This is a genomic window from Brachybacterium tyrofermentans, assembly GCF_014897585.1.
Classification (GTDB): domain Bacteria; phylum Actinomycetota; class Actinomycetes; order Actinomycetales; family Dermabacteraceae; genus Brachybacterium; species Brachybacterium tyrofermentans.
The window spans coordinates 96,474-117,211 of sequence record NZ_JABUXW010000001.1; the positions used below are offsets into that span (position 1 = coordinate 96,474).

General features: G+C 69.2%; 12 protein-coding genes. 4 read left to right on the forward strand and 8 right to left on the reverse strand.

Translation table 11 applies throughout. From position 1 onward, the window contains the following. Nucleotides 1-2: 2 nt before the first annotated feature. From INT49_RS00395 to INT49_RS00410, 4 genes are all read right to left on the reverse strand, one after another. Complete coding sequence (locus INT49_RS00395; RefSeq protein WP_226849560.1) at nt 3-5,111, reverse strand: PKD domain-containing protein; 5,109 nt, start codon at nt 5,109-5,111, stop codon at nt 3-5. 47 nt (nt 5,112-5,158) lie between these two features. After that, on the reverse strand, nt 5,159-5,926 hold the full coding sequence (locus INT49_RS00400; protein ID WP_226849561.1) for a hypothetical protein: 768 nt from the start codon (nt 5,924-5,926) through the stop codon (nt 5,159-5,161). A 119-nt stretch (nt 5,927-6,045) separates the two neighbouring features. Beyond that, complete coding sequence (locus tag INT49_RS00405) at nt 6,046-6,723, reverse strand: arsenate reductase/protein-tyrosine-phosphatase family protein (RefSeq protein WP_226849562.1); 678 nt, start codon at nt 6,721-6,723, stop codon at nt 6,046-6,048. Then, on the reverse strand, nt 6,684-7,406 hold the full coding sequence (locus tag INT49_RS00410) for a CDP-alcohol phosphatidyltransferase family protein (RefSeq protein ID WP_193115759.1): 723 nt from the start codon (nt 7,404-7,406) through the stop codon (nt 6,684-6,686). Before INT49_RS00410 ends, INT49_RS00405 begins: the two co-directional genes overlap by 40 nt. Before the next feature lie 204 nt (nt 7,407-7,610). Between INT49_RS00410 and INT49_RS00415 the strand changes: the two genes are divergently transcribed. Continuing rightward, nucleotides 7,611-9,497 carry a glycosyltransferase family 2 protein gene (locus INT49_RS00415; RefSeq protein ID WP_193115760.1) on the forward strand — a complete coding sequence of 629 codons (1,887 nt, stop codon included), beginning with the start codon at nt 7,611-7,613 and terminating at the stop codon, nt 9,495-9,497. Nucleotides 9,498-9,567: 70 nt separating this feature from the next. Further along, nucleotides 9,568-10,899, forward strand: coding sequence for a phenylacetate--CoA ligase family protein (locus INT49_RS00420; RefSeq protein ID WP_193115761.1), 1,332 nt, complete (start codon nt 9,568-9,570; stop codon nt 10,897-10,899). A gap of 61 nt (nt 10,900-10,960) precedes the next feature. Here the strand turns inward: INT49_RS00420 and INT49_RS00425 are convergent, their stop codons facing one another. Next, on the reverse strand, nt 10,961-11,935 hold the full coding sequence (locus INT49_RS00425) for a glycosyltransferase family 2 protein (RefSeq protein ID WP_193115762.1): 975 nt from the start codon (nt 11,933-11,935) through the stop codon (nt 10,961-10,963). Between the two features lie 210 nt (nt 11,936-12,145). Next, entirely contained in the window at nt 12,146-15,583 is a 3,438-nt protein-coding gene (locus tag INT49_RS00430) for an efflux RND transporter permease subunit (RefSeq protein ID WP_193115763.1), read from the reverse strand. 329 nt (nt 15,584-15,912) lie between these two features. Between INT49_RS00430 and INT49_RS00435 the strand changes: the two genes are divergently transcribed. After that, the gene (locus tag INT49_RS00435) at nt 15,913-17,217 is read left to right on the forward strand and encodes an MATE family efflux transporter (RefSeq protein ID WP_193115891.1); all 1,305 of its coding nucleotides are present in this window, start codon (nt 15,913-15,915) and stop codon (nt 17,215-17,217) included. Nucleotides 17,218-17,256: 39 nt separating this feature from the next. Here the strand turns inward: INT49_RS00435 and INT49_RS00440 are convergent, their stop codons facing one another. Continuing rightward, nucleotides 17,257-18,345, reverse strand: coding sequence for a hypothetical protein (locus INT49_RS00440; protein ID WP_193115764.1), 1,089 nt, complete (start codon nt 18,343-18,345; stop codon nt 17,257-17,259). A gap of 57 nt (nt 18,346-18,402) precedes the next feature. Beyond that, nucleotides 18,403-19,254 (reverse strand): PHP domain-containing protein, encoded by an 852-nt coding sequence (locus tag INT49_RS00445; RefSeq protein WP_193115765.1) that lies wholly within the window; start codon nt 19,252-19,254, stop codon nt 18,403-18,405. Nucleotides 19,255-19,683: 429 nt separating this feature from the next. On the opposite strand from INT49_RS00445, the gene INT49_RS00450 reads away from it, so the two are divergent. Continuing rightward, nucleotides 19,684-20,628, forward strand: a complete 945-nt coding sequence (locus INT49_RS00450) for an endonuclease domain-containing protein (RefSeq protein ID WP_226849563.1) — start codon at nt 19,684-19,686, stop codon at nt 20,626-20,628. The last annotated feature ends 110 nt before the right edge of the window (nt 20,629-20,738 follow it).

Sequence of the window (20,738 nt, forward strand, 5' to 3'; positions counted from 1 at the left end):
TCCTAGTCGCCAGAGACCACCACAAACTCCTCAAACCGGACGTTGAGCTGTTCCGCTCCGCCCATCTCCTCCGCCACGAGGCCGACGGCGCCTTCCCCTTGCAGGGAGGAGGTGCCATCCGTGGTGGTCAGCTGCCAGTCCTCGGGTTCATCCGTCCCGATCTCCCACAGCTTCGCCGAGATCGTCGTCGGCGATGAGCCCGTCACCGACACGCGCAGCGTGTACGACGCATCCGGTGAGAAGGCCATTCCGTCCAGCATCTGCGTCGCCACGATCTCCTCCCCGCTCACAACGATCAACTCCACCGTGCCGTCGGGCAGGAACGCTGCCCGGACCGAGTACTGCGAGTCCTCTGTCGTTCGGGCGACCACACCGACCTGGCCGTCCACGGCATCCGCCGCAGCGTCGACGTGGAAGGTCAGGTCGACGGTGCTCTGAGAGAGCGACGTCCCGTCGAGCAGCGCATCTACGGATTCTCCGGCGGGGAGATCCAACGCGCCCTCTCCATCGGCGGTTCTGGTCGCCGGCTCGAGCGCCTCAGCGAGCGTCCATGTGCCGCCGCGCTCTGCGTCGCCCCATCCTGTGTCCGAGCTCCGGTCGAAGTCGTCCTGCACGACCGGTGTCCCGGACGGCATCGTCGAGTCCTCCGTGGGGGCCGCGTCGGCAGGTGCCGAAGCCTCCTCCTCGTCAGTCGTGTCCGTCGCGTCAGCTGTGTCCTCGGTATCGTTCGCCGGAGCCGCATCCCCCGCATCGGCCCCGCCGCTCGCGGCCGGGTCCTCTGTGTCGTCGTCCGAGGCGGCCACATCTTCGGCATCGTCCTCCTCCGCCACGTCCGTCGACTCCTCAGCGGCGGCCTTCTCCTCCGAGTCCTGGTCGTCCTCTGCGGCGCCCTCTGCGTCCGTGCTGCCCGCCGCTTCATCGGCCTCGGGCGAGTCTCCGGCGTCCTGAACCTCCTCGGACTCGCCTGCCTGGTCTCCGTCCTCGGAGCTGCTCTCGTCGGTCGGGCCAGATTCGGCCTCCGAGGCGTTCTCCGCCTCCTTCGCCGGGCCCTCGGCAGGCTCGGTGTCCGCCGCCGGATCTGCAACAGGATCAGCGTCCTGTGCCGCATCCGCCTCGGCCCCGGCCTCGGCCGTCGGATCATCAGCGGGTCCGGGTTCCGGCCCTGCGTCCGAGTCCCGATCGGGTGCCGGCTCGCTGTCCTTCTCCGGCCCGTCGTCCGTCGTCGGGGGCTGCTCGGCGTCGGGAAGGACGTCCTTCTCGATGACCGGTTCCCTTTCGGGAGCCAGCTCCGCGGGCGGCGCGAGGGCTGCCTTCCGGGCAGCAGGTGCTTGCCCGCTACCGTCCTGAAGCCGGTAGTCATCGACGCTGATCACGTTCTGGCCCGTGGCCGAACCCGAGCGGTACAGATACACGGCCGAAGAACCCGGCCCCGCCAGAGCCGAAGCACTCGTGTCCTTGGTCTCCAACTGCCATCCGCTCGGCTCAGCCAGACCGTCAGCCCACACCTTCACCCTGATCGTCGGAGACGAGTCCCCGACCACCTCAGTCCGCAGATGGAACACATCCCCGGCAGCCCATTGCTGACCCGACAAAGGAAGAGACGCAAGAACCGCATCGTCACGCTGAACCAGCAACCACATCGTGCCATCGGCGCGATGCCAGACCGCCGAACGATACGCGGAGCCGTCGCCGTATCGGGACTTCAGACCGACGTATAACGATCCTGTCGAGGGACCGGAACCCACCGAGTACGTCATCGCCGAACCGCTCTCGGACAGCGACGTCCCGCCCAGCACCAGATCCCTCCCGGCACCCGGTGACAGCGCCAGCCTCCCGGCACCGTCGTCAACCGACACCGTCCCAGAATTCCAGCCCGACGATGTCCACGCGCCGCCCACATCCGCCGCACCCCAACCGTTGGAGACCGTCCGCTCGAACGCATCCGACCCCACGAAGACCTGCTCGGTCACCGAGACCGACTGGGTCGTGCTGTGGGTGGAACCGAGGCTGTCGGTCACCGTCAAGGTGATCTCGTAGCTCCCGTCCTCCGTGTAGACGTGGGAGGCGTTCTGTCCGGCGGATGTCGCCGTCCCATCGCCCCAGTCCCACTCGTAGGAGAGGGTTGCGCCGTCCACAGCGACGGAGCCACCGGCGTCCACATCGACCGTGCGTGCGGAACTCGAGGCGTCGAACTGCGCGGTCGGATCGGCATGCACGACACTGACCAGCTTCGTGACCTCCGCAGTTCCGTCCTGATCGTCGGTGACTGTAAGGGTCACGGTGTAGTCCCCGGCCTCGGCATAGGCATGGGAGACGATCTGCCCGGCCGAAGTCTCGCCATCACCCCAGTCCCACGCGTATCCGGCGATCTCGCCGTCGGGATCGGAGGAGCCTGACCCGTCTGCGGTAACCGTCAGTCCGTTGGCCGTCGTCGAAGCAACGGCGATCGGCGCGGAGTTCGGCCCGGTCACATCAATCCGCTGAGTCGTCGTCGACGACAGGCCGTTGCTGTCGAGAACGGTGAGGGACACGTCGTACGATCCAGCCGCCGCGTAGTCATGGGTGGCCATCTCACCGCTGCCGACGGAAGTCTTATCCCCGAAATCCCAGGTGTACTGGACAATCGTCGCTCCCGAGGCCGCCGTCGACGCACCGGCATCGACGCTCACTCCGAGCTCACTCGCCGTGGCGTCGAAGGCAGCTGACGGCGCCTCGAGCCCGTTGCCGATACCGAAATGGGTGTTCACCTGGTTGGCGTCGAGCGCATAGCCGTAGACGGCGACCTCGTCGAGGTCACCGTTGAAGTAGTTCGATGACGGCGCATTCGGCCATCCATTGAGGTTATCGCCGCCGATCCGCCAGTACCCCTGGTATGCCTGGGCTGACGTCACCGACGAGTTCGCATCAACGACAGCCCCATCGACATAGAGCGTGATGCCATCTGCGCCCTGGGACGCCACCACGTGGTGCCACTGACCGTCGTTGTACGAGGCGGGGCTCTGCACCGTCTGCGCGCTCCCGGGGTAGACGCCGAACACGATCCGGCCGTCATCGCGCATGTAGACGTGCCGGTCGTAGCTACTCGAGCTTCCGGAGGCCGCATCGCCGTAGCCCATCAGCTTTCCGCCTCTGGTGCTGGTGGTGCGCACCCACAGCTCGGTGGAGAATGCCGTCGAGACCGTGGCCCTCGCGCTCGAGACGACCCTCCCTGACGTGGTCCCGTCGAAGGTCGAGTACCCGGTGGAGGAGTTGTCGATGCCAGGCTGCTCAGCGTCGACGCCGCCGCCGAACACCGGCGGGTTCGAGCCGGCCCAGTCCTGGCGGGTGTCGCCGAGCGGGTAGTACAGCTGAGGCGAGTCGTCGAGCACAGCCGAGACATAGTCCGATGCGACCCCGGCCGCGGCCGTCACCGTGACGGGGGCACTGGTCGCCGCGTTGCCATCGCCGTCCCTCGCCACGACCGTGTAGGTGTACTGCGTACCTGGGGTCGCGGTGGTGTCCTCGAGGGTCATGCTCGGCTGGTTCCACCAGGTCGACGAAGCCTCCAGCGTGGCGACCGGTGCGCTCGTGCCGGAACGCCTCAGCTCGTAGGTGAGGTCCATGTCGTCGCGGTCCCAGTTGGCCGCGAAGGAGACCCGCGCTCGACCGGAGACGACGGAGTTCCCGACCGGCTGCCATGCCGATCCGGAGAGCCGGGGCCCGTTCTTCGCCCCCGCGGGAGGGCTCTTCGCGAACCGGACGATCCCTTCGAACTGCGCATTATTGACGCTGACGAACTCGCCGGCGATCGAGATGGTGTCCCCGACGCCGGTGATGGACAGGCCCGCTTGCCCCAGCCCGGAGGTGGTCCCGACCAGGAAGTCCGGGTACCAGGCATAGGCCGACGGGCCCGGGGTGCCTTCCCAGTTCTGGTAGGTGCCCCCTGCGTGGGGGTTCCGGCCCAGAAGGCCTCGGGCATCTGCCGTGTACGCCTCGGCGTACCGGTACTGGCGCGTGCTCTGCTCCGGGTGCAGCCCCATGGTCGAGCAGGCATGCGTGTGGCTGGTGGTGTAGACGGTCTCCCCGGTCGAGTAGACGCCGTAGTGGTCGCCGAGGCAGTCGGCGATCCAGCGCACGGCCCCGGTCTCAGCCTCCGCGGCGAAAGTACCCTCCAAATTGCCGGTGGTCACGCCGGCGAACACCCATCCTGTTCCATAGACGCCGCTGTCGTCCGCAGCGAGCGCGAAAATTCCTGCCTTACCGGCATCTCCACCTGAACTGGACCCGTTCTTCACGGTCTGCGTGAGCGCCCAGTTCGCATCTACAGCGCCGGTCAGTTCATTGACAGCGGCGGCACCGCGCATCGCCGTGTTCCCGTTCACGCTGGCAAAACGCCCGGCGACGATGATCTTCTGACCACCAGGGTCTGCAACCATGGCGTCAATCTGCCGATCCGACTGGGGCGCCCATGGCATGAGAGCACCATTGCCGGCACTGAATGCCGCCGCGTTCGTCCGCGGCGTCCCATTGGCCTGTGTGAACAGACCGCCGGCGTACACGGTCGCGCCCTTGGCGACGAGGGCATAGACCCCGCTGCCCCCGACTGAAGGCTTGAAGCTCGTGATCAGCTGTCCGGTCGTGGCGTCGAGCGCGGCGATGCTGTAGCGGACCTGGCCGTTGACCGAGCTGAACGAGCCACCGATGTAGATCCGGCTGCCGTCGGGCGACGCCGCCACGGCCTTGATGACCCCGTTGACCTGGGGCGCGAAGGGAAGCAGGTCACCGGTGTTGATGTCATAGGCGAGGACGTTCGAGCGGGCGGTGAGCTGTGTGCCGGGCGCCGCCAGCGGAGCGCGCGCATTGTCGAAGTCCCCGACGGCGTAGACGGTGGAACCGATCGTCGCCTGCGCCCAGACGTACCCGTTGTCGATCTGGACCGTCGGGATCGGGTCTGCGGTGACGACGTTGTCATCGCGCTGCAGCAGGGGTGGTGGGGACGGCAGCTCGACAGCGTCAGCCGCGAGGTCGGGGGTGAGGGCGAACGCTGCCGTGAGCCCTCCGATGACCAGTGTCAGCGCAGTCAGGAGGCCGAAGCCCCGCCGCATCATGTCGCGCCTGTGCGAAGTGCTCATCGTGGTCCCCTGTCGGGTGGTCCTGGAGGTCGAGCTGCGAGGAATGCTCACGGGGTGCCGCCGGTGAATACGGCGACGGGTTCGCCGGCGGAGTAGTTGACGCTCACCGTGACGGACCGTTCGTCCGCCGGGTCGAGCATGAAGACGTAGGTGCCCACTGCCGTGGATCCGGCCGGCACCTCGCCGTACAACGGATCGTGCGGGGCCGCCCAGGTGGGGATGCCCATCTCGCCGTCGTCGGCGATCAGCGAGACGACGGCGGAGCTGACGGGCAGCGGGGCCTTCGTGTCATTGGCGATCGTCACGCTGACGACGACGGCGCTCCCCGAGTACTCACCGGGGGTGGAGGCCTTGATGGAGGTGGTCTCGACCGAGGACAGGGAGACCACCACATCCGTCGGGAGCGCGATGGCGTCGTCGAGGGAGCCGTCGACCTCCGGCAGCTCGGGCGCCGCGGTCGGCCCCTCCTCGGTCGGGTCCTCGGGCGCCTGCCAGGTGCTCGACGGAGGCTCCGTCGGATCTGCGGGCTGTTCGTCGGCCGTGGGATCACCCTGGTCCGATGGGTCCCCACCCCCTGTCGGGGAATCCGTGCCGGGAGTCCCGCCACCGGCGGTCGGAGACTCGTCGGTGCTCGGGGTCTCCTCCTGGGGTGCAGACGTCCCGCCCTCACGCTGCGAAGGCGGCTCATCGGCCTCTGGAGGCGCCGGGGTGCATCCGGCGAGCGTCAGGGACAGGAGGAGCGCGGGCGTCGCGAGGACAGCGGCCACCTTCCGGTGCCGGGCCCCGGAGGGCCGATGGCAGAACGTGCTGAGCATCCCCAGCCCCCAGTCTCCCGCAGATCCACGGACCGCCACAGTGCGGCCATACCGCGAAGATGCGGCTCAGTTGACATCGTAAGTGTTCGGACATACTTCGCGCAACGGGCATATCGGACTTACGGGCGCACTGTCACACCTCCACGGATCGCCCGCCCTCCCAGCTGTCCGAGGATCGCCGTCGACGCCTCGGCGACATCGTGCAGGGTCCGTCGATGCTCTCGCGGTCCATGAATGTGCCCATCGACGATGTCGCGTCCGTCAGCACCCCGCGCCCGCCACCATCCCGAGCGCCGCGCGGGCACCGGACCCTTGGCGGTTCGCGCACCGTCGAGATACATGGCATACAAGGACACGGCCCCGACGCGCCGAGCGGAGGACTCCGGCGTGAAGCCCTCCCCGAGATAGGCGGCCTCCCGCATCGTGTAGACACGGTCCCGCACCTGGGGCGCCATGCCGACGATCTCCGAGCGCACATCCCTGGCCATCGCCAGGATCAGGGTCGCCTCGTCCAGCAGCCCCCTGGTGAGCGGCCGCGAGCGATGGGACGCCGCACCGTCCGGCCGCCGGCCGCCGGCCGCCAGCTGCTCGGCGGCGAGAGCGCACATCGCGGACCCCGTGCGGGCATGGACTCCTGCACTCTCGATCCGAACGCCTGGGCTATCGCCCAGCCCACGGCGCAGAAGGAGCTCCGCCAGAGGGGATCGACAGATATTGGCCGAACAGACGAGCAGGATCAGTTCCGACCCGGAGGTGCTCACCGCACTGTCCCGAGTTCGCCCATCTCGCGGAACCATTTCACGGCGGCAAGCGCCAGGAACGCGATGGACACCAGGGCGAGCGCCCCGTATCCGACGAGGAATGCCGGCGCCCACCCCCAGAGCACGAACACCAGGCAGACGAGCCCGAAGTCGGTGGGCAGCACGAGGAGCGAACGACGCAGCGTCCCCCCGCCGCGTTCATGAGTAGAGGCGACCGCATGCTTACCCTTGAGCAGGTCGTTCAACAGCATCGCCGTAAAGGTCGTGGAGGCGACGACGGCGAAGGCCAGAGGGACCACCAGGGCCCACACCCACCCCTCGGGCAGGCTGCGATAGAGACCGACGAGCACCGCGAGATGCAGCGAGGAGATCTTCAGGGTGTCGATGAAGTGGTCCAGCCACTCCCCCTGCGGGCTCCCGCCGCCTCGGAGCCGCGCGACCTGACCATCGGCCGAGTCCCAGGCGTACCCGAGGACCAGCAGCAGCGCGACCACGAACCCTGTCACCGGGATGACCGGAGCAACCACGATCAGAGCAATCGCCGCGAAGGAATGCGCAGCACTGATCGCCGAGACCTGATTGGGCGTGAGCCCCAGCCGGTGCCCTACGGCGGCGAGCGCGCGCCCGAGCTTTCGGTTCACGTAGACCGAGTAGGCGGGAGCCCCACGCGCGTGACCCTTCTGCGCGCTCTCGAGACTTCGATACGCCGCGATGGTCACGGGGGCTCCTCCCTGCCGTGCAGTCACACTGGCAGCTCACCGCCCGGGAAATCCGGGGGATATCGTGACATGATACGCATCTAGGGCAAAATGGACATGGGTCTCGTCGATGGCGCCTGACGAGCCAGTAAATCCCCGTCGACGAGGGCGCCCCCTACGGACGGACAGGCCGGGATCGTGACCGGCGAAAGAGGTGACGCGAACATGTCTGCACTGACCACGACCGCGTATGCGGTGATCATCGTCAACTATGGCGATCCCGCGCTGATCGCGGCGAACATCGGGGCCGATGTGGATGCGGACGAGCACGCCCTGGTCGTGGTCGTCGACAACTACTCGTCCGACCACGCTCGAACTCAGGCCCGGTCCCTCGCGCACGAGCGCGGATGGGCATTCGTCGCCTCGCCGAACGATGGCTTCGGCGCCGGAGTCAATCGTGGTGTCGTTGCCGCCCGCGCCCAGGGACACACCGCACTCATCACCCTGAACCCCGACGCGGTCGCCTCGGCCGACGTGCTCCGAGAGCTCGGCCGTCATGTCGCTGCAGATCCGCTCGCACTGGTCTCCCCGTTCATGGACTCCGGGGACGGACGCCCCCATTTCCGCGGCGCGCGGGTGAACCGGCGCACCGGGCAGATGCGGTCCGGCTGGTCGGAGGGCGACCAGGACCCCGAGTGGGCGAACTGGCTCAGCGGGGCGTGCCTGGCGTTCAGCGCCGAGGCCTTCGACGCGCTCGGCGGGTTCAGCGAGGACTTCTTCCTCTACTGGGAGGACGTCGACATCTCCCGCCGAGCGGCAGAGCAGGGGATGCGGCTCGAGATCCGCCCCGATCTCCTCGTCGTGCACGATGAAGGCGGCACACAGGACGCCGGGAGCGCCCGGACGAAGTCGCCGACCTACTACCGATACAACATCCGCAATCGGATGCTGTTCGGGAGGCGGCACGCGCGAGGGCGGGACTGGGCGCGGTGGGTGCTCGCCTCCCCTCGCCAGTCCGCCCTGATCTGGATGCGTGGAGGCCGGAAACAGGCAATCACCGAGCCACGCGGTCTCGTCGCGGCACTGCAAGGATTCGGCGACGGGACGGCCCACCTGCTTCGTCGTCCGCGATCACTGCCCACCCCCGCTGTGCATACGGGCGCTCCGCCGGAGCGCAGCCCGGAGCCCACCAGCCTTTTGCGTATCACGATCGCCATCCCGTCGTACAAGCGCCCGGAGCGATTGGCAGAGCTGTTGTCGGCACTCCCGGACCGCATGGCGGAGACCTCGGGCGCCCACGTAGATGTTCTCGTCGTCGACAACGACCCCGAGGGCTCGGCTCTCGACGTCACCCGGGTAGCAGCGACAGATGTGAAGTATGCCCACGAAACGACACCAGGTATATCTGCGGCACGGAACCGGGCCCTCGCCGAGTGTCGCGACAGTGATCTGATCGCTTTTCTCGACGATGACGAGATCCCCCGAACTGGATGGCTCGCAACCCTGGTAGAAGTCTGGCGCGAACATCGTGCCGCAGCCGTCGCCGGCCGGCTCATCTCCGTCTTCGAGGAGGGCACGGATCCCTGGATGATCGCCTCAGGGACCTTCTACCGCCGCCAACGTCCTACCGGGACCCATCTGCCGACTGCTTCGACCGCCAACCTGCTCCTGGACAGGAGACAGATCCAGGAGCTCGGGCTTCGTTTCGATGAAGCGCTCGGACTCAGCGGCGGGGAGGACACGATGTTCACTCGACAGCTCGTCGAACGCGGCGGCGCCATCGTGTGGTGCAACGAGTCCGAGGTCGAGGACACCGTCGCTCCGAGCCGCCTTACACGGGAGTGGGCCGCTCAGCGGGCCTACAGCGCCGCCAACGGCCTGGTCCATGTGACCCTTCGCCTCACGCCGAGCCCAGCTCGCCGCATGGCTCTTCGGAGTCGATTCCTCCTGGGCGGGACTGCCCGCGTCGCCGCCGGGTTGGCGCGGCACCGGTATGGTCGCGCCTCCCGTCGCCTCGTGCACGATGCACAGGGCTACCGAACGTTCCACCGCGGGCGAGGAATGCTCGCCGGCGCCAGAGGGCATCTCTATCAGGAGTACTCCCGGCCGTGAGATCGCTTCCCCAGCCGTTCAGTCGCCCCACCCCGATCCATCGTCTAGCGCCAGAACGGATACTCCCCTCATGACCTTCAAGACAAAGGTCTTCGCCGCCAAGGCCGCGACGATAAAAGCCGATGCGGGCGCTTTCCACCGACATCTCCTCGCGAACGAGCGACTCTCACCCGCAGCTCTCGGTGACCTGCACGATGGACTGGCACAAGAGACCGTCCGTGCGGCGATGCAAGACTCCCCGTACTATCGCCGCACCTATGGGGCCCTGGGAATCGATGCCAGAGACCTCACAGATCCCGGAACCTGGGCGTCTCTCCCCATCCTCGACCGTGCGACCGTCAAGACACATACCTCCGAGTTCCCGACCCCTGACGCCGTGGGCTGGAATGTGCGAGAGGCGCGCACCGGAGGCAGCACCGGCGAACCGCTCCGCACGATGCACGATGCTCGGGTCCCCTCCCTCGCGCTGAGCTGGCGCATGTACTCCTGGTGGGGCGTGCAGCCTTGCGACGATCTGGCACGGATCGGGCGATGGAACTTCGGCCGCCGAGCTACCGTGAAGAACACCGTGTCCTGGTGGCCCACCCGGCAGGTCTATCTCGACGCGAGCGAGATCACCACCGAGTCGATGACCGCTTTCCACGGATCACTCAATCGGATCCGACCTCGACTGCTCGAGGGGTATGTGGGTGCTCTGCTCGAGTTCGTCGACTTCCTGGAGCGGAAGGGGCTCAGCGTGCCGGCACCTCTCGCGGTCGCCACGACTGCCGCTCCGCTGACATCTTCGGCGGGCCTGCGTCTAGAATCCGTACTCGGTGCCCCGGTGTACGACGAGTACCGCGGCTCGGAGTTCGGATGGATGGCCGGGGAGTGCGAGCAGCGCGACGGGTTGCACATCTTCTCGGACGTGCGGCGCATAGAGGTCGTGGACGAGAACGGCCACCCAACTACCCCCGGGGAACTGGGAGACCTGGTCATCACCGATCTTCGCAACCGCGTTTTCCCGATGATCCGCTATCGCACCGGTGATCGCGGGATCCTGCGGGCCGAGCCGTGCGCCTGTGGCCGCTCTCTCCCGCTCATGGAACAGCCGCAGGGACGCACGATCGACATGATCCGCCTGCCGAGCGGGACTGTCCTCGCTCATCGCGTCACCGGCATGTTCGGAGCACACCCCGAGGCGGTCAGGCTCTTCCAGATCCACCAGCAGGCGGACCATTCGATCACCATCCGCGTGGTTCCCGGCGACGGCGCGCACGCTCGCACGCTCATCGAGTCCACGGTCCAGGACCTGCGCGACCGGATCCACCACGAGGTCCCGGTACGGATCGACTACGTCGACTCGCTGCCCTACACCGGCGGCAAGACGAAGTACATCATCAGCGACGTCACCGCCTCCTGACCATCCCTGCCAATCAGCGGGCCGACGTCGGACGGCCGCATGAGGACTGCTCGCTCACGATCTATCTCCGGCCCCACTTCCGACGGGGGCGCCCGTAGGACATGGACCGGATCCCCAGGCATCCCGCGAGGACGCCCAGCCCGCTGGCCACCCTGCTCTCCCCCGGTGCCCGTCGGCCCAGATCGCGGGTGGCGCGACCGAACCCGGCGAGCATCAGACCCTTGAGGATCTGCCCTGCCCCGATCGCGGCCCAGCGCGCCGTGACTCCGAGGCGGCTGCGCAGCGACCCGGCGAGCTCGCGGTCGACCCGCACATGGGATGAGGCCTGTGCGAAACGCCGCGACAGATTGAAGCGGCGGGTGTTCCTCGCCGCCGGGACGAGATCGTCCACGACCGCCTCCGCGCACACGACGATCCTCCCACCCGCGGCGGTCAGCTGCCCGGTGAACAGGGAGTCCTCACCCCCGGTCAGGCCGAAGCGAGCATCGAAGCGCAGCCCGAGCTCCCGCACCCGGCGCATGTCCAGCAGCAGGTTGTTCGTCGCGGCCCGCCGGATCACGGTGCCCGTGCCCACACCGGTGCGGCGCTGCCCGAGGTAGTACCCGCTCGCCGCGATCCACGGGTCCTCCCCACCCTCGAAGACGGCGTGCACAGGCCCGCAGACGGCATCGGCGTCATGCTCGCGGTAGGTGCTCAGGTGGTGGACGAGCCAGCCCTCGTGCGGAGTCTCGTCGTCATCGAGCAGGATCAGCACATCGCTGCCTGCGGCTTCGTCGAGGAGCCGGTTCCGGGCACTGCTGATCCCTGGCTGCGGCTCCACCACGTACGTGATCCGTGGATCGTCGAGTGCGGCTGCCGTACTTCTCCCGCTGGCGTCGGGATCGTTGTCCACCACGAGGACCCTGAATCGGGGTGCCGGGTCGAGGACCGCGGAGGCGTGCTCGATCTGATCGATCACCCGCGGCAGGAGCGCCGCCAGGAGATCGGGGCGCCGGAAGGTGGCCATCCCGACCACGACGCTCTCCACAGCTCGCACCGAGGCCTCCTCCGCCGCAGGGAGATGACCCGTCGAGACCCGACGCGACCCCTGCTCGTCACTCCACGTAGCTTAGGCGGGCCCGGGCATTTCGGACAATCGAATCGACGCCGGCGGCCCCCAGCCCGGGGGCGCACCGGCCCGACGCGGACGACCACGCCCTCGGGTGAGGACGTGGTCGTCGAGACGTGCAGGCGGGGACGGGGAGGGTCAGCCCCGACCGAACCGTCGGCGGATGATGCCGACGATGCCTCCACGCTCCTTGAGGGATCCGCCGCGGCCGCGCCCTGCCTGCTCGCCCGCGCCGGGGGTCGACCCCGAAGTGGTCGACGGCGAAGACGTCGACGACGAGCGGGTCAGCGACGTGCCGGCCGGGGTCGCAGCGCGACGGCTCTGCTCCTCCGCAGCTCGCTGCTGGCGCTCCTGCTCGGCGCGGCTCGCCTCGCGCTTCTGCGCAGCAGCCCTCTCCCGGGCATCGCGCAGCTCGGCGTCACGGGCCTCGTGGCGCAGCCGGCGCCGCTCCCCCGGGCCCTCGGCGATGCGGTAGAGCACCGGCACGATGAGCAGGGTCAGCAGCGTCGAGGAGATCAGACCGCCGATGACCACCACGGCCAGCGGCTGGGCGATGAACCCGCCGTTGCCGGTGATGCCCAGGGCCATCGGGAGCAGCGCGAAGATCGTCGCGGCGGCGGTCATGAGGATCGGCCGCAGACGCTTGGCGGCGCCCGCATGGATGGCCTCGTCCAGGCCCATCCCGTGGCGTCGGTACTGGTTGACCAGGTCGATCAGCACGATCGCGTTGGTGACCACGATGCCCACCAGCATGAGCAGACCGATCATCGAGGGCAGGCCCAGCGGCACGCCCGTGATGATCAGCAGGCCCAGCGCGCCGGTCGCCGCGAACGGGATCGACACCAGCAGGATCAGCGGCTGGACGAGGGACTTGAAGATCCACACCAGCAGCACGTACACCAGCAGGATCGCGGCGAGCATCGCGATGCCGAGCTGGCCGAAGGTCTCGTCGATGTCCGCGGCGGTGCCGCCCACGGTCGCCTCGACGCCCTCGGGCAGGTCCGCGTCCTCGATCGCGGCGTTCGCGGCCTCGGTCGCGGGGCCCAGGTCGTCGCCGTCCGGCGCGATGGAGACGGTGACCGTCTCCAGGCCGTCCTGGGTAGCGATCGAGGGGCGCGAGGCCACCTCGTCAATGGAGGCGACGTCGGTCAGCGGGATGCCGCCGGCGAGCTCGATGCCCTTGAGCTGGTCGAAGGTATCGATGCCCTCGCCCTTCTCGACGTAGATGTCGAGCTCGGAGTCACCCAGGGTGACCGTGCCGATCGCGCCGGGGTACATCTGCCCGGCGACCATGCCGATCACGGCCTCCTCGGTGAGCCCGAGCGCGGCCGCCTTCTCGCGGTCGACGGTGACGACCGCGGTGGGCTGATCGGCCTGCAGGTCGCTGGTGACCTCGGTGGCGCCGTCCGGCACCGGGTCGAGCTCCGCGAGGATCGCGTCGTTCGCGGCCTGGCGGTCCTCGGCGGTGGGGCCGGTGATAAGGATGTCGATCGAGCTGGAGCCCGTCGGCGAGGCGACGTCGGCCGCCTCGATGGTGCCGCCGTCCGGGATCTCCTCGAGCGCGGCGACCATGTCGTCCTGGAGGGCGGTCTGGTCGGCGTCGGGGTCGGTGGTGATCGAGAAGCTGACCTCGTTCGAGGCTCCGCCTCCGCCCATGCCGAACTGACTGCCGCCGATGGTGGTCTGCACGGTCTCGACGCCCTCGAGATCCATGAGGGCCTTCTCGCTCTCCTCCGCCTTGTCGGCGGACTGCTGAAGGCTGGTGCCGGCCGGCAGCGACTGGGTGAGCGAGGCGATGTTCTGCCCGGTGTCGCCGAGGAAGTTGACGTTCACCAGCGGGTACAGGAAGGCGGTGCCCACCAGGACGAGGATCGCGGCGCCGACGGTGAGCAGGCGGCGCGGCAGCGAATCGGTGACCAGGTGCAGCAGCGGCGCGTAGATCCGGTGCAGCCAGCTGCGCTCCTCCGTCGCCTCGGCCTCCTCGCGGATCCGGGCCACCTGCTCGGCATCGTCGGGATCCACGATCCCCTGGCTCTTGGGGGCGCGCAGGAACCAGTAGGCGAGCACCGGGACGATCGTGAGCGCCACCAGCAGCGAGCTGAGCATCGCGATGCCGACAGTGAGGGCGAAGGGCCGGAACAGCTCTCCCGCCATGCCGGAGACGATCGCGATCGGCAGGAACACCACCACGGTGGCCAGCGTCGACGCGGTGATCGCGCCGGCGACCTCCCCCACGGCATCGAGGATCGCGCGCATCCTCGTCTTGCCGTAGGCGAGGTGGCGCATGATGTTCTCGATGACCACGATCGAGTCGTCGACCACGCGGCCGATCGAGATCGTGAGCGCCGCGAGGGTGAGCATGTTCAGCGTGTAGCCGGTGACCAGCATGCCGATGAAGGCGATCAGCAGCGAGGTCGGGATCGAGATCGCGGTGACGATCGTGGGCCGCACGCGACGCAGGAACAGCAGGATCACACCGACGGCGAAGACCAGGCCCAGCAGGCCCTCTTCGGCGAGCGCGAGGATCGAGTCCTGGATGAAGGGCGCCTGGTCGAAGACGATGGCGCTCTCGGCGTCGCCGCCCACACCGGACAGGGTGTCCGCCAGGACGCCCTCGACGCCGTCGGAGATGTCCACGACGTTGCCGTCGGCGGTGGCGGTCACCATGACCACGAGGGACTCGCGGCCGTCGGTGCGGGAGATCGAGGTGGGGTCCTGGGTGGTGCGCTCGACGGTCGCGACCTCGGAGAGGGCGACGGGCTGGGGGGCCTGCTGGGCCTCCTGGCCGGGCTGGCCCTGCTGAGCCTGGTCGGCGTCGCCGCCGGAGGCGCCGTCGGCCGGCATCAGCATGATCGACTCGAGGCTCTCGATGCTGTCGATCGACTGGCCGAGCACCACATCCATGGTGCGGTCACCGTCGGTGACGGAGCCGCCGGGCAGCGACAGCCCGTTGGCATCCAGCGCGGTGGAGATGTCGTCCTCGGTGAGGCCGTTCTCCGCGAGGGCGTCCGCGTCCGGGGTGATCTGCACGATCTCCTCGGGAGCGCCGATGACGGCCACGGAGGAGACCCCGTCGACGCGCTCCAGCTCCGGCTTCACGGCGGAGTCCAGGCGGGCACCCAGCTCGGAGGGATCGAGATCGGAGGAGATCGAGAGCACCACGGCCGGCAGGTCGCTCGTGCCGCCGGCGATGACCTGCGGGTCCGCGTCCTCGGGGAGCTGGTCCTCGATGCGCGTCAGCGCGGCGTCCACCTGGTTGGAGGAGCGCGCGGTGTCGGTGCCGTAGGTGAGCTCCACGGTGACCATGGAGACGCCCGCCTCGGAGGACGAGGAGGTGCTCTCGACGTTCTCGAGCCCGCTGAGGGACTGCTCGACGGGGCGGGTGATCCGCTCCTGCACCTGCTCCGACGACGAGCCGGGGGCGCTGGTGACGACCTGGATCTGCGGCAGCGAGACCGAGGGGATGAGCTCCTGGCGCATCGTCGTCATGGCGAAGGCGCCGATGATCGACACCGCGATGCACACGAGTGCGATGAAGGACCTGTTGGTCAGGCTGAGTCGGGCCAGGCGGTTCATCCTGCTCCTCGGGAGACGCTGCGAATAAGGCGGTCGACACGGCGACATCCCGCGTCCGAGGGCTCATCGTCGGACCCTGACTGGAACTGTTCCATACGGACCTGTATCGAGATATACGACCTCCGTAGGAGATTGACCCTGCCGCCTGGGAAGGGGCCGATCAGCACGTGGGATTCGACCGGGAAACTGCAGCCGATGTGGCGCGGAGCACGCCGGCCGCAGGGTCCGGACCATCGCCGCGTCGGCCGACGGACAATGGAGCGGTGTCCGATCCCGTTCCCGCTCCGAGCCCCAGCACCCCTGCCTCCCCTCGGGCGGCCCGCCGCATCGTGGATCGCGACATCCTGCGCCTCGCCATTCCCAGCCTTGGCGCCCTGATCGCCGAGCCGCTGTTCCTGCTGGCGGACTCCGCCTTCATCGCCCGCGTCAGCACCGCCTCCCTGGCCGGGCTCGGGCTCGCCTCGGCGATCCTCACCACGGTGATCGGGCTGTCGGTGTTCCTGGCCTACTCCACCACCGCCTCGGTCGCGCGGGCCTTCGGCGCCGGCCGACGCCGCGAGGCGATCGCCCGCGGCGTCGACGCCTGCTGGCTGGCGCTGATGATCGGGGCGGGCGCCGTGCTCGTGCTGCTGCTCGGCGGCGAATGGATCCTCTCCCTGTTCGGCCCCTCCCCCGAGGTGCTCGCCGAGGCGACCACCTACCTGCGGCTGAGCGCGCTGGGCGTTCCGGCGATGCTCGCGGTGCAATCGGCGACCGGGCTGCTGCGCGGCCTGCAGAACGCGCGGGTGCCGCTGGTGATCGCAGTCTCCGGGGCGGCTGTGAACATCCCGTTGAACTGGCTGCTGATCTTCGGGCTCGACCTCGGGATCGCCGGCAGCGCGATCGGCACGGTCATCGCCCAGTGGGGCATGGCGATCGTGCTGCTGCTCCTGGTGGCCCGGGCGGCCCGGCGCAGCGACGTGCCGCTGCGCCCGCACCTGGGACAGGTGGCCTCCGCGGGGCGCGAGTCGGTGCCGATGTTCGTGCGCACGATCTCCCTGCGGGTGGTGCTGCTGGCCGGGACCCTCGTGGCGACGAAGCTCGGCGACGTGCAGCTGGGCGCCCATCAGATCGCCCTGACCGTCTTCAACCTGCTCGCCCTCGCCCTGGATGCCCTCGCGATCGCCGGCCAGGCCCTCACCGGGCGGTTCCTGGGGGCGGACGACCCCGTCTCCGTGCGCGCGGTGACCCGTCGGCTGATGGTGTGGGGCGTGGGCGGAGGGGTCCTCACCGGCGCTCTGCTGCTCGCCGCGAGCTATGTGATCCCGGGGCTGTTCACCCCGGACGTCGCGGTGCAGGAGAACCTGCGGGCGGCCCTCTGGGTGCTCATGGTGGCCCAGCCCGTGGCCGGCTACGTGTTCGTGCTGGACGGGGTGCTGATGGGTGCCGGAGACGCGCCGTACCTCGCGAAGGCGGGCGTGATCAACGCAGTGGTCACCCTGCCGTTCGCGGCGCTGGTGTACTACTCGGGCTGGCAGGGGCCGTGGGCCCTGGCCGCGCTGTGGGTGGCATGCACGCTGATCTTCCTGGTCGCTCGCGCCGTGACCCTGGGGCTGCGGGTGCGGGGGGATGCGTGGATGCGGCTGGGGCGGTAGGGGCAGCGGGGCGAAGGGGCAGCGGGGCGCAGCGGAGCCTCAGGACCCGGCGCGTCGCGCCTCCATGAAGAGCTGCATGGTCAGCTCGCCGTCGTCGTCGATGTCCACGTCCCCGGCGACCACGTACTCGACGTCCATCGTCAGCTCCTCGCCGGGATTCTCATCTCGTGAGTCGGTGCGATAGGTGACCGTGGCGGTGGGTCCGCCACCCTCCTCGTAGCCCTCCGCGGCGGCGCTCCCGTCGAGGTGCCCGCGGTAGGTCAGCTCCGCGACAGGCTGGTCATGGAACTCCCACCGACCGCTGCCGAACGCCGCATCGGCATCGGGCACGCGCATGTCGCACAGCGAGAGCCCGTCGTCGTCGACCTCCCCGCACTCCTCGACGAGGGCCTCCATCTCCTTCTGCACCGAGGCCACGGCGGCCGGGGAGAACTCGAGCTGCGGATCCGCTCTCACCTCATCGGTCGAGTGGTCTCCGAGCGTCGGACGGAGCATCACCGTCTCCGGCACCGACTGGAGGTGGTCACCGGGCGGGACCACCTCGATCGTGTACCTGCCGGGGAGCGCGGAGAGCCTGATTCGAGAGTCTCCCTTCGCCAGGTCGTCCGCAGCGAACTCGACGCCGTTGAGGCGGACGCTCTCGGCCTCCTCGGGCACATCCACGGAGAGCCTGCCCAGCGTCGCCTCGGACAGGCTCCAGCGGGCATCGCCGCGTTCCGGGTCCTCGACCGGCTGGACCGAGAGCGTCCCGGTGAGGGTCTCGCCGTCCTGCACGGCCTCCACCTCGTAGGCGTACCCGTCGTCGCTCTCCGACCGGCCGACGATCTCCGCGTCGCTGACGGCGCCGTCCACAGGGGCCGCCTCCTCGGCGTCGAGCAGGAGCGTCGCATGCCCGCGCACGGGCCCCACGAGCGTGCGCAGCGTTGCCGCGTCGCCCTCCTCGAGAGCGCTCAGGTACTGCTCGACGAGCCGATCCGGGGAGGCGCGATGATGCCGCACGACGAGAAGGGCGATGAGCAGCGCGAGGACCAGTGCCCCCGCGACGGCGACCACGATCAGCGGGCGACGTCTCCGGCCGGACTCCGATGACCGGACGTCACCGACCTCGTCGACTCGGCCGACTCTCATCGCATCCCACCCCCGTGCCGCGCACGGTGCACGACTGACGGCAGAGTATCGCGCGGCTCAGCGCCGCCAGAGATCGCGAGGATCGGAGCCGGCGCGGAACCCGAGGCTCTCGACCATGGCCATGGCCTCCGGGAATCCGTGCGCGAGGGAGTGCGGGGCGTGGGAGTCGCTGCCGAAGCTGATCGACCGGCCACCCTCCTCGCTCCACCACTGCGCCATCCACGGCCACAGCCTGCGCGTGTTCATCTCCAGTGCGCGGCCGCTCCGGGCGATCGCGCGCATCGCGGCGCGGAACTCCTCCTCGACGGCCCGTGGATCGACGGGCCCCTCCTGCTCCTCGGGCCAGTACCGCAGGGCGTAGTCGAGGTGGGTGACGACCTCGAAGGGCTCATCGCCGGCCACCAGCGCGGGGACCTCCGCGAGATAGCGGCGGATCACCTCATCGGCCGGCAGGCGGCGGAACAGGGTGTTGGGCTCGGCCCGACGGCCCTCGAACTCGAGGGTGTGCAGGGAGCCGATGATCCGATCGAAGCGGCTGAGGTCGAGCTGCTGGCGCGCGGCCCCGGTGCGCAGGTGCGGCTGGCCGAACTCCAGTCCTGTCCCGATGCGCAGCTGCGGGAACGTCGCGCGGCACCGGTCGATGCTCTCGAAGTAGCCGTCGACGTCGAAGCGCGGGATGGCGACGATCCCGTCGTCCCCCAGCAGGTGCGACTCATGATCGCCGAAGTCCTCGGGATCGCTGAACCAGGCGTCCTCGAGGTCGAGGTGCTCCGTGAAGAACAGCGCCGGCAGGCCGATCCGCACCGCACGGGCACAGGTCGCCTCCATCGTGCCGCGGGCAGAGGAGGTGGGGCCGCCGGTGTCCCAGGAGAACTCGCTGTGCACGTGGCTGTCTGCGGGGAGGGTCATGCGCCCAGCCTGCCACGGTCGCGAAGGCGGGGCCAGTGCCGCCGGGGCGCCTGACCGTGCCCTGCCCACGCCCTTGCCCCTTCCCCTTCCCCTTCCCCTTCCCCTTCCCCTGAGAGGCTGGCGTCGCAGGAACCCATGACCGGACAGTGGACTCTATGGATCGGCGAACCGCCAGACGGAGTTGACCGATCCATAGAGTCCCCTGCCCCCTCGGCACCCCTCCGGCACCTGGACCGTCACCGGCCTGCGCGTCCCCTGGCCTGTAAAGTCGCCGCCACGTGCGCCCGCGGCCAACGCCACCGCCCCGCCGCCATCACCATCGCCATTGCCACCGCGTCGACCTTCCTCCCCATTCGGCGTCGGCCGCCACTGTCCACAATCGAACGACCGCTCCGGCGGCGCTGTGCCCCGCGATGTTCGGATCTCCTCATGCGCATCCGCGGGATCATCCATCGCACCGACCTGCCCGGGCACGACATCAGCCAGAAGCAGCTCGCGGAGTGGCTCCGATCCGGCGCCGTGCAGAGCATGCAGCCCTGGTATCTGACCTCGGAGGCACCGGCGGATCTGGTGAGCATTCTCCGCACAGGCACACGTCCCACGTGCCTCGACGCCGCTGCACTGCATGGGCTCTGGGTGCCTCCGAGCCTGAAGTCCGTCCACGTGTTCCGCCCTCGTCAGGGCCGCGGACGGCGGAGCGCAGGGCGAGGGAGGACCACCGCGCCGGAGGCCGTGCCCGTACCGAAGGCAACGCCGGTCCGTCGGCGGAAGGGGAAGATCGTGTGGGGCCCGGAGAAGACGCTGCCGCTGTCGCATCACGGCCCTGCCCTGCGCACATGGCCCAGTGCGCATCCGGTCCCGGACCTCTCACTGGTGCTCCAGCATGCGGCCCGATGCCTGCCCCTCTCCCAGGCAGCGACCCTCTTCGAATCCGCCCTCGACAGGAAGGAGCTCGCACCGAGGGAGGCCGAGCGCGTCATCTCCGCCCTGCCGCAGAGGCTCCGGCGGGGGTTGGCGCGGATCCGTTCCGACGCGGGCTCCGGCACGGAGACGACCGTCAGGTGGTGGTTCGAATCGCTGGGCGTGGCCGTGAGCACGCAGGTCTCGATCGCGGGCGTGGGTCGTGTGGACCTGCTGCTCGGACAGAGCTGGGTCATCGAGTGCGACAGCCGCGAGTTCCACGACAACCCCGAGCAGTACGCACGGGACCGAGCGCGAGACCTCGCCCTGCAGGCCCTCGGCTATCGGGTCACGCGGTTGACGTGGAAGCAGGTCTTCGTGACCTGGGCCTCGACGCAGGAGCGACTGCTGAGCATCCTCCGACGGGCGGACCACCACCGCCCACCCGACTTCAGGCTCAGCCTCACCGCCTGACCCCCGGGAGAGCCGAGCATCACCAGGCCCAGGCACGAACACAGGCACGACGGCCCCTGCTCCGTCGAAGTCCTGGCGTAGAGAGCGAAGCCTGCGGCACCGGCACCGGC

Coding starts and splice junctions, on each gene's coding strand:
- INT49_RS00395 (WP_226849560.1), bottom strand. CDS start 5,111: ATGAGCACTTCGCACAGGCGCGACATGATGCGGCGGGGCTTCGGCCTC.
- INT49_RS00400 (WP_226849561.1), bottom strand. CDS start 5,926: ATGCTCAGCACGTTCTGCCATCGGCCCTCCGGGGCCCGGCACCGGAAG.
- INT49_RS00405 (WP_226849562.1), bottom strand. CDS start 6,723: ATGGTTCCGCGAGATGGGCGAACTCGGGACAGTGCGGTGAGCACCTCC.
- INT49_RS00415 (WP_193115760.1), top strand. CDS start 7,611: ATGTCTGCACTGACCACGACCGCGTATGCGGTGATCATCGTCAACTAT.
- INT49_RS00420 (WP_193115761.1), top strand. CDS start 9,568: ATGACCTTCAAGACAAAGGTCTTCGCCGCCAAGGCCGCGACGATAAAA.
- INT49_RS00430 (WP_193115763.1), bottom strand. CDS start 15,583: ATGAACCGCCTGGCCCGACTCAGCCTGACCAACAGGTCCTTCATCGCA.
- INT49_RS00440 (WP_193115764.1), bottom strand. CDS start 18,345: ATGAGAGTCGGCCGAGTCGACGAGGTCGGTGACGTCCGGTCATCGGAG.
- INT49_RS00445 (WP_193115765.1), bottom strand. CDS start 19,254: ATGACCCTCCCCGCAGACAGCCACGTGCACAGCGAGTTCTCCTGGGAC.
- INT49_RS00450 (WP_226849563.1), top strand. CDS start 19,684: ATGCGCATCCGCGGGATCATCCATCGCACCGACCTGCCCGGGCACGAC.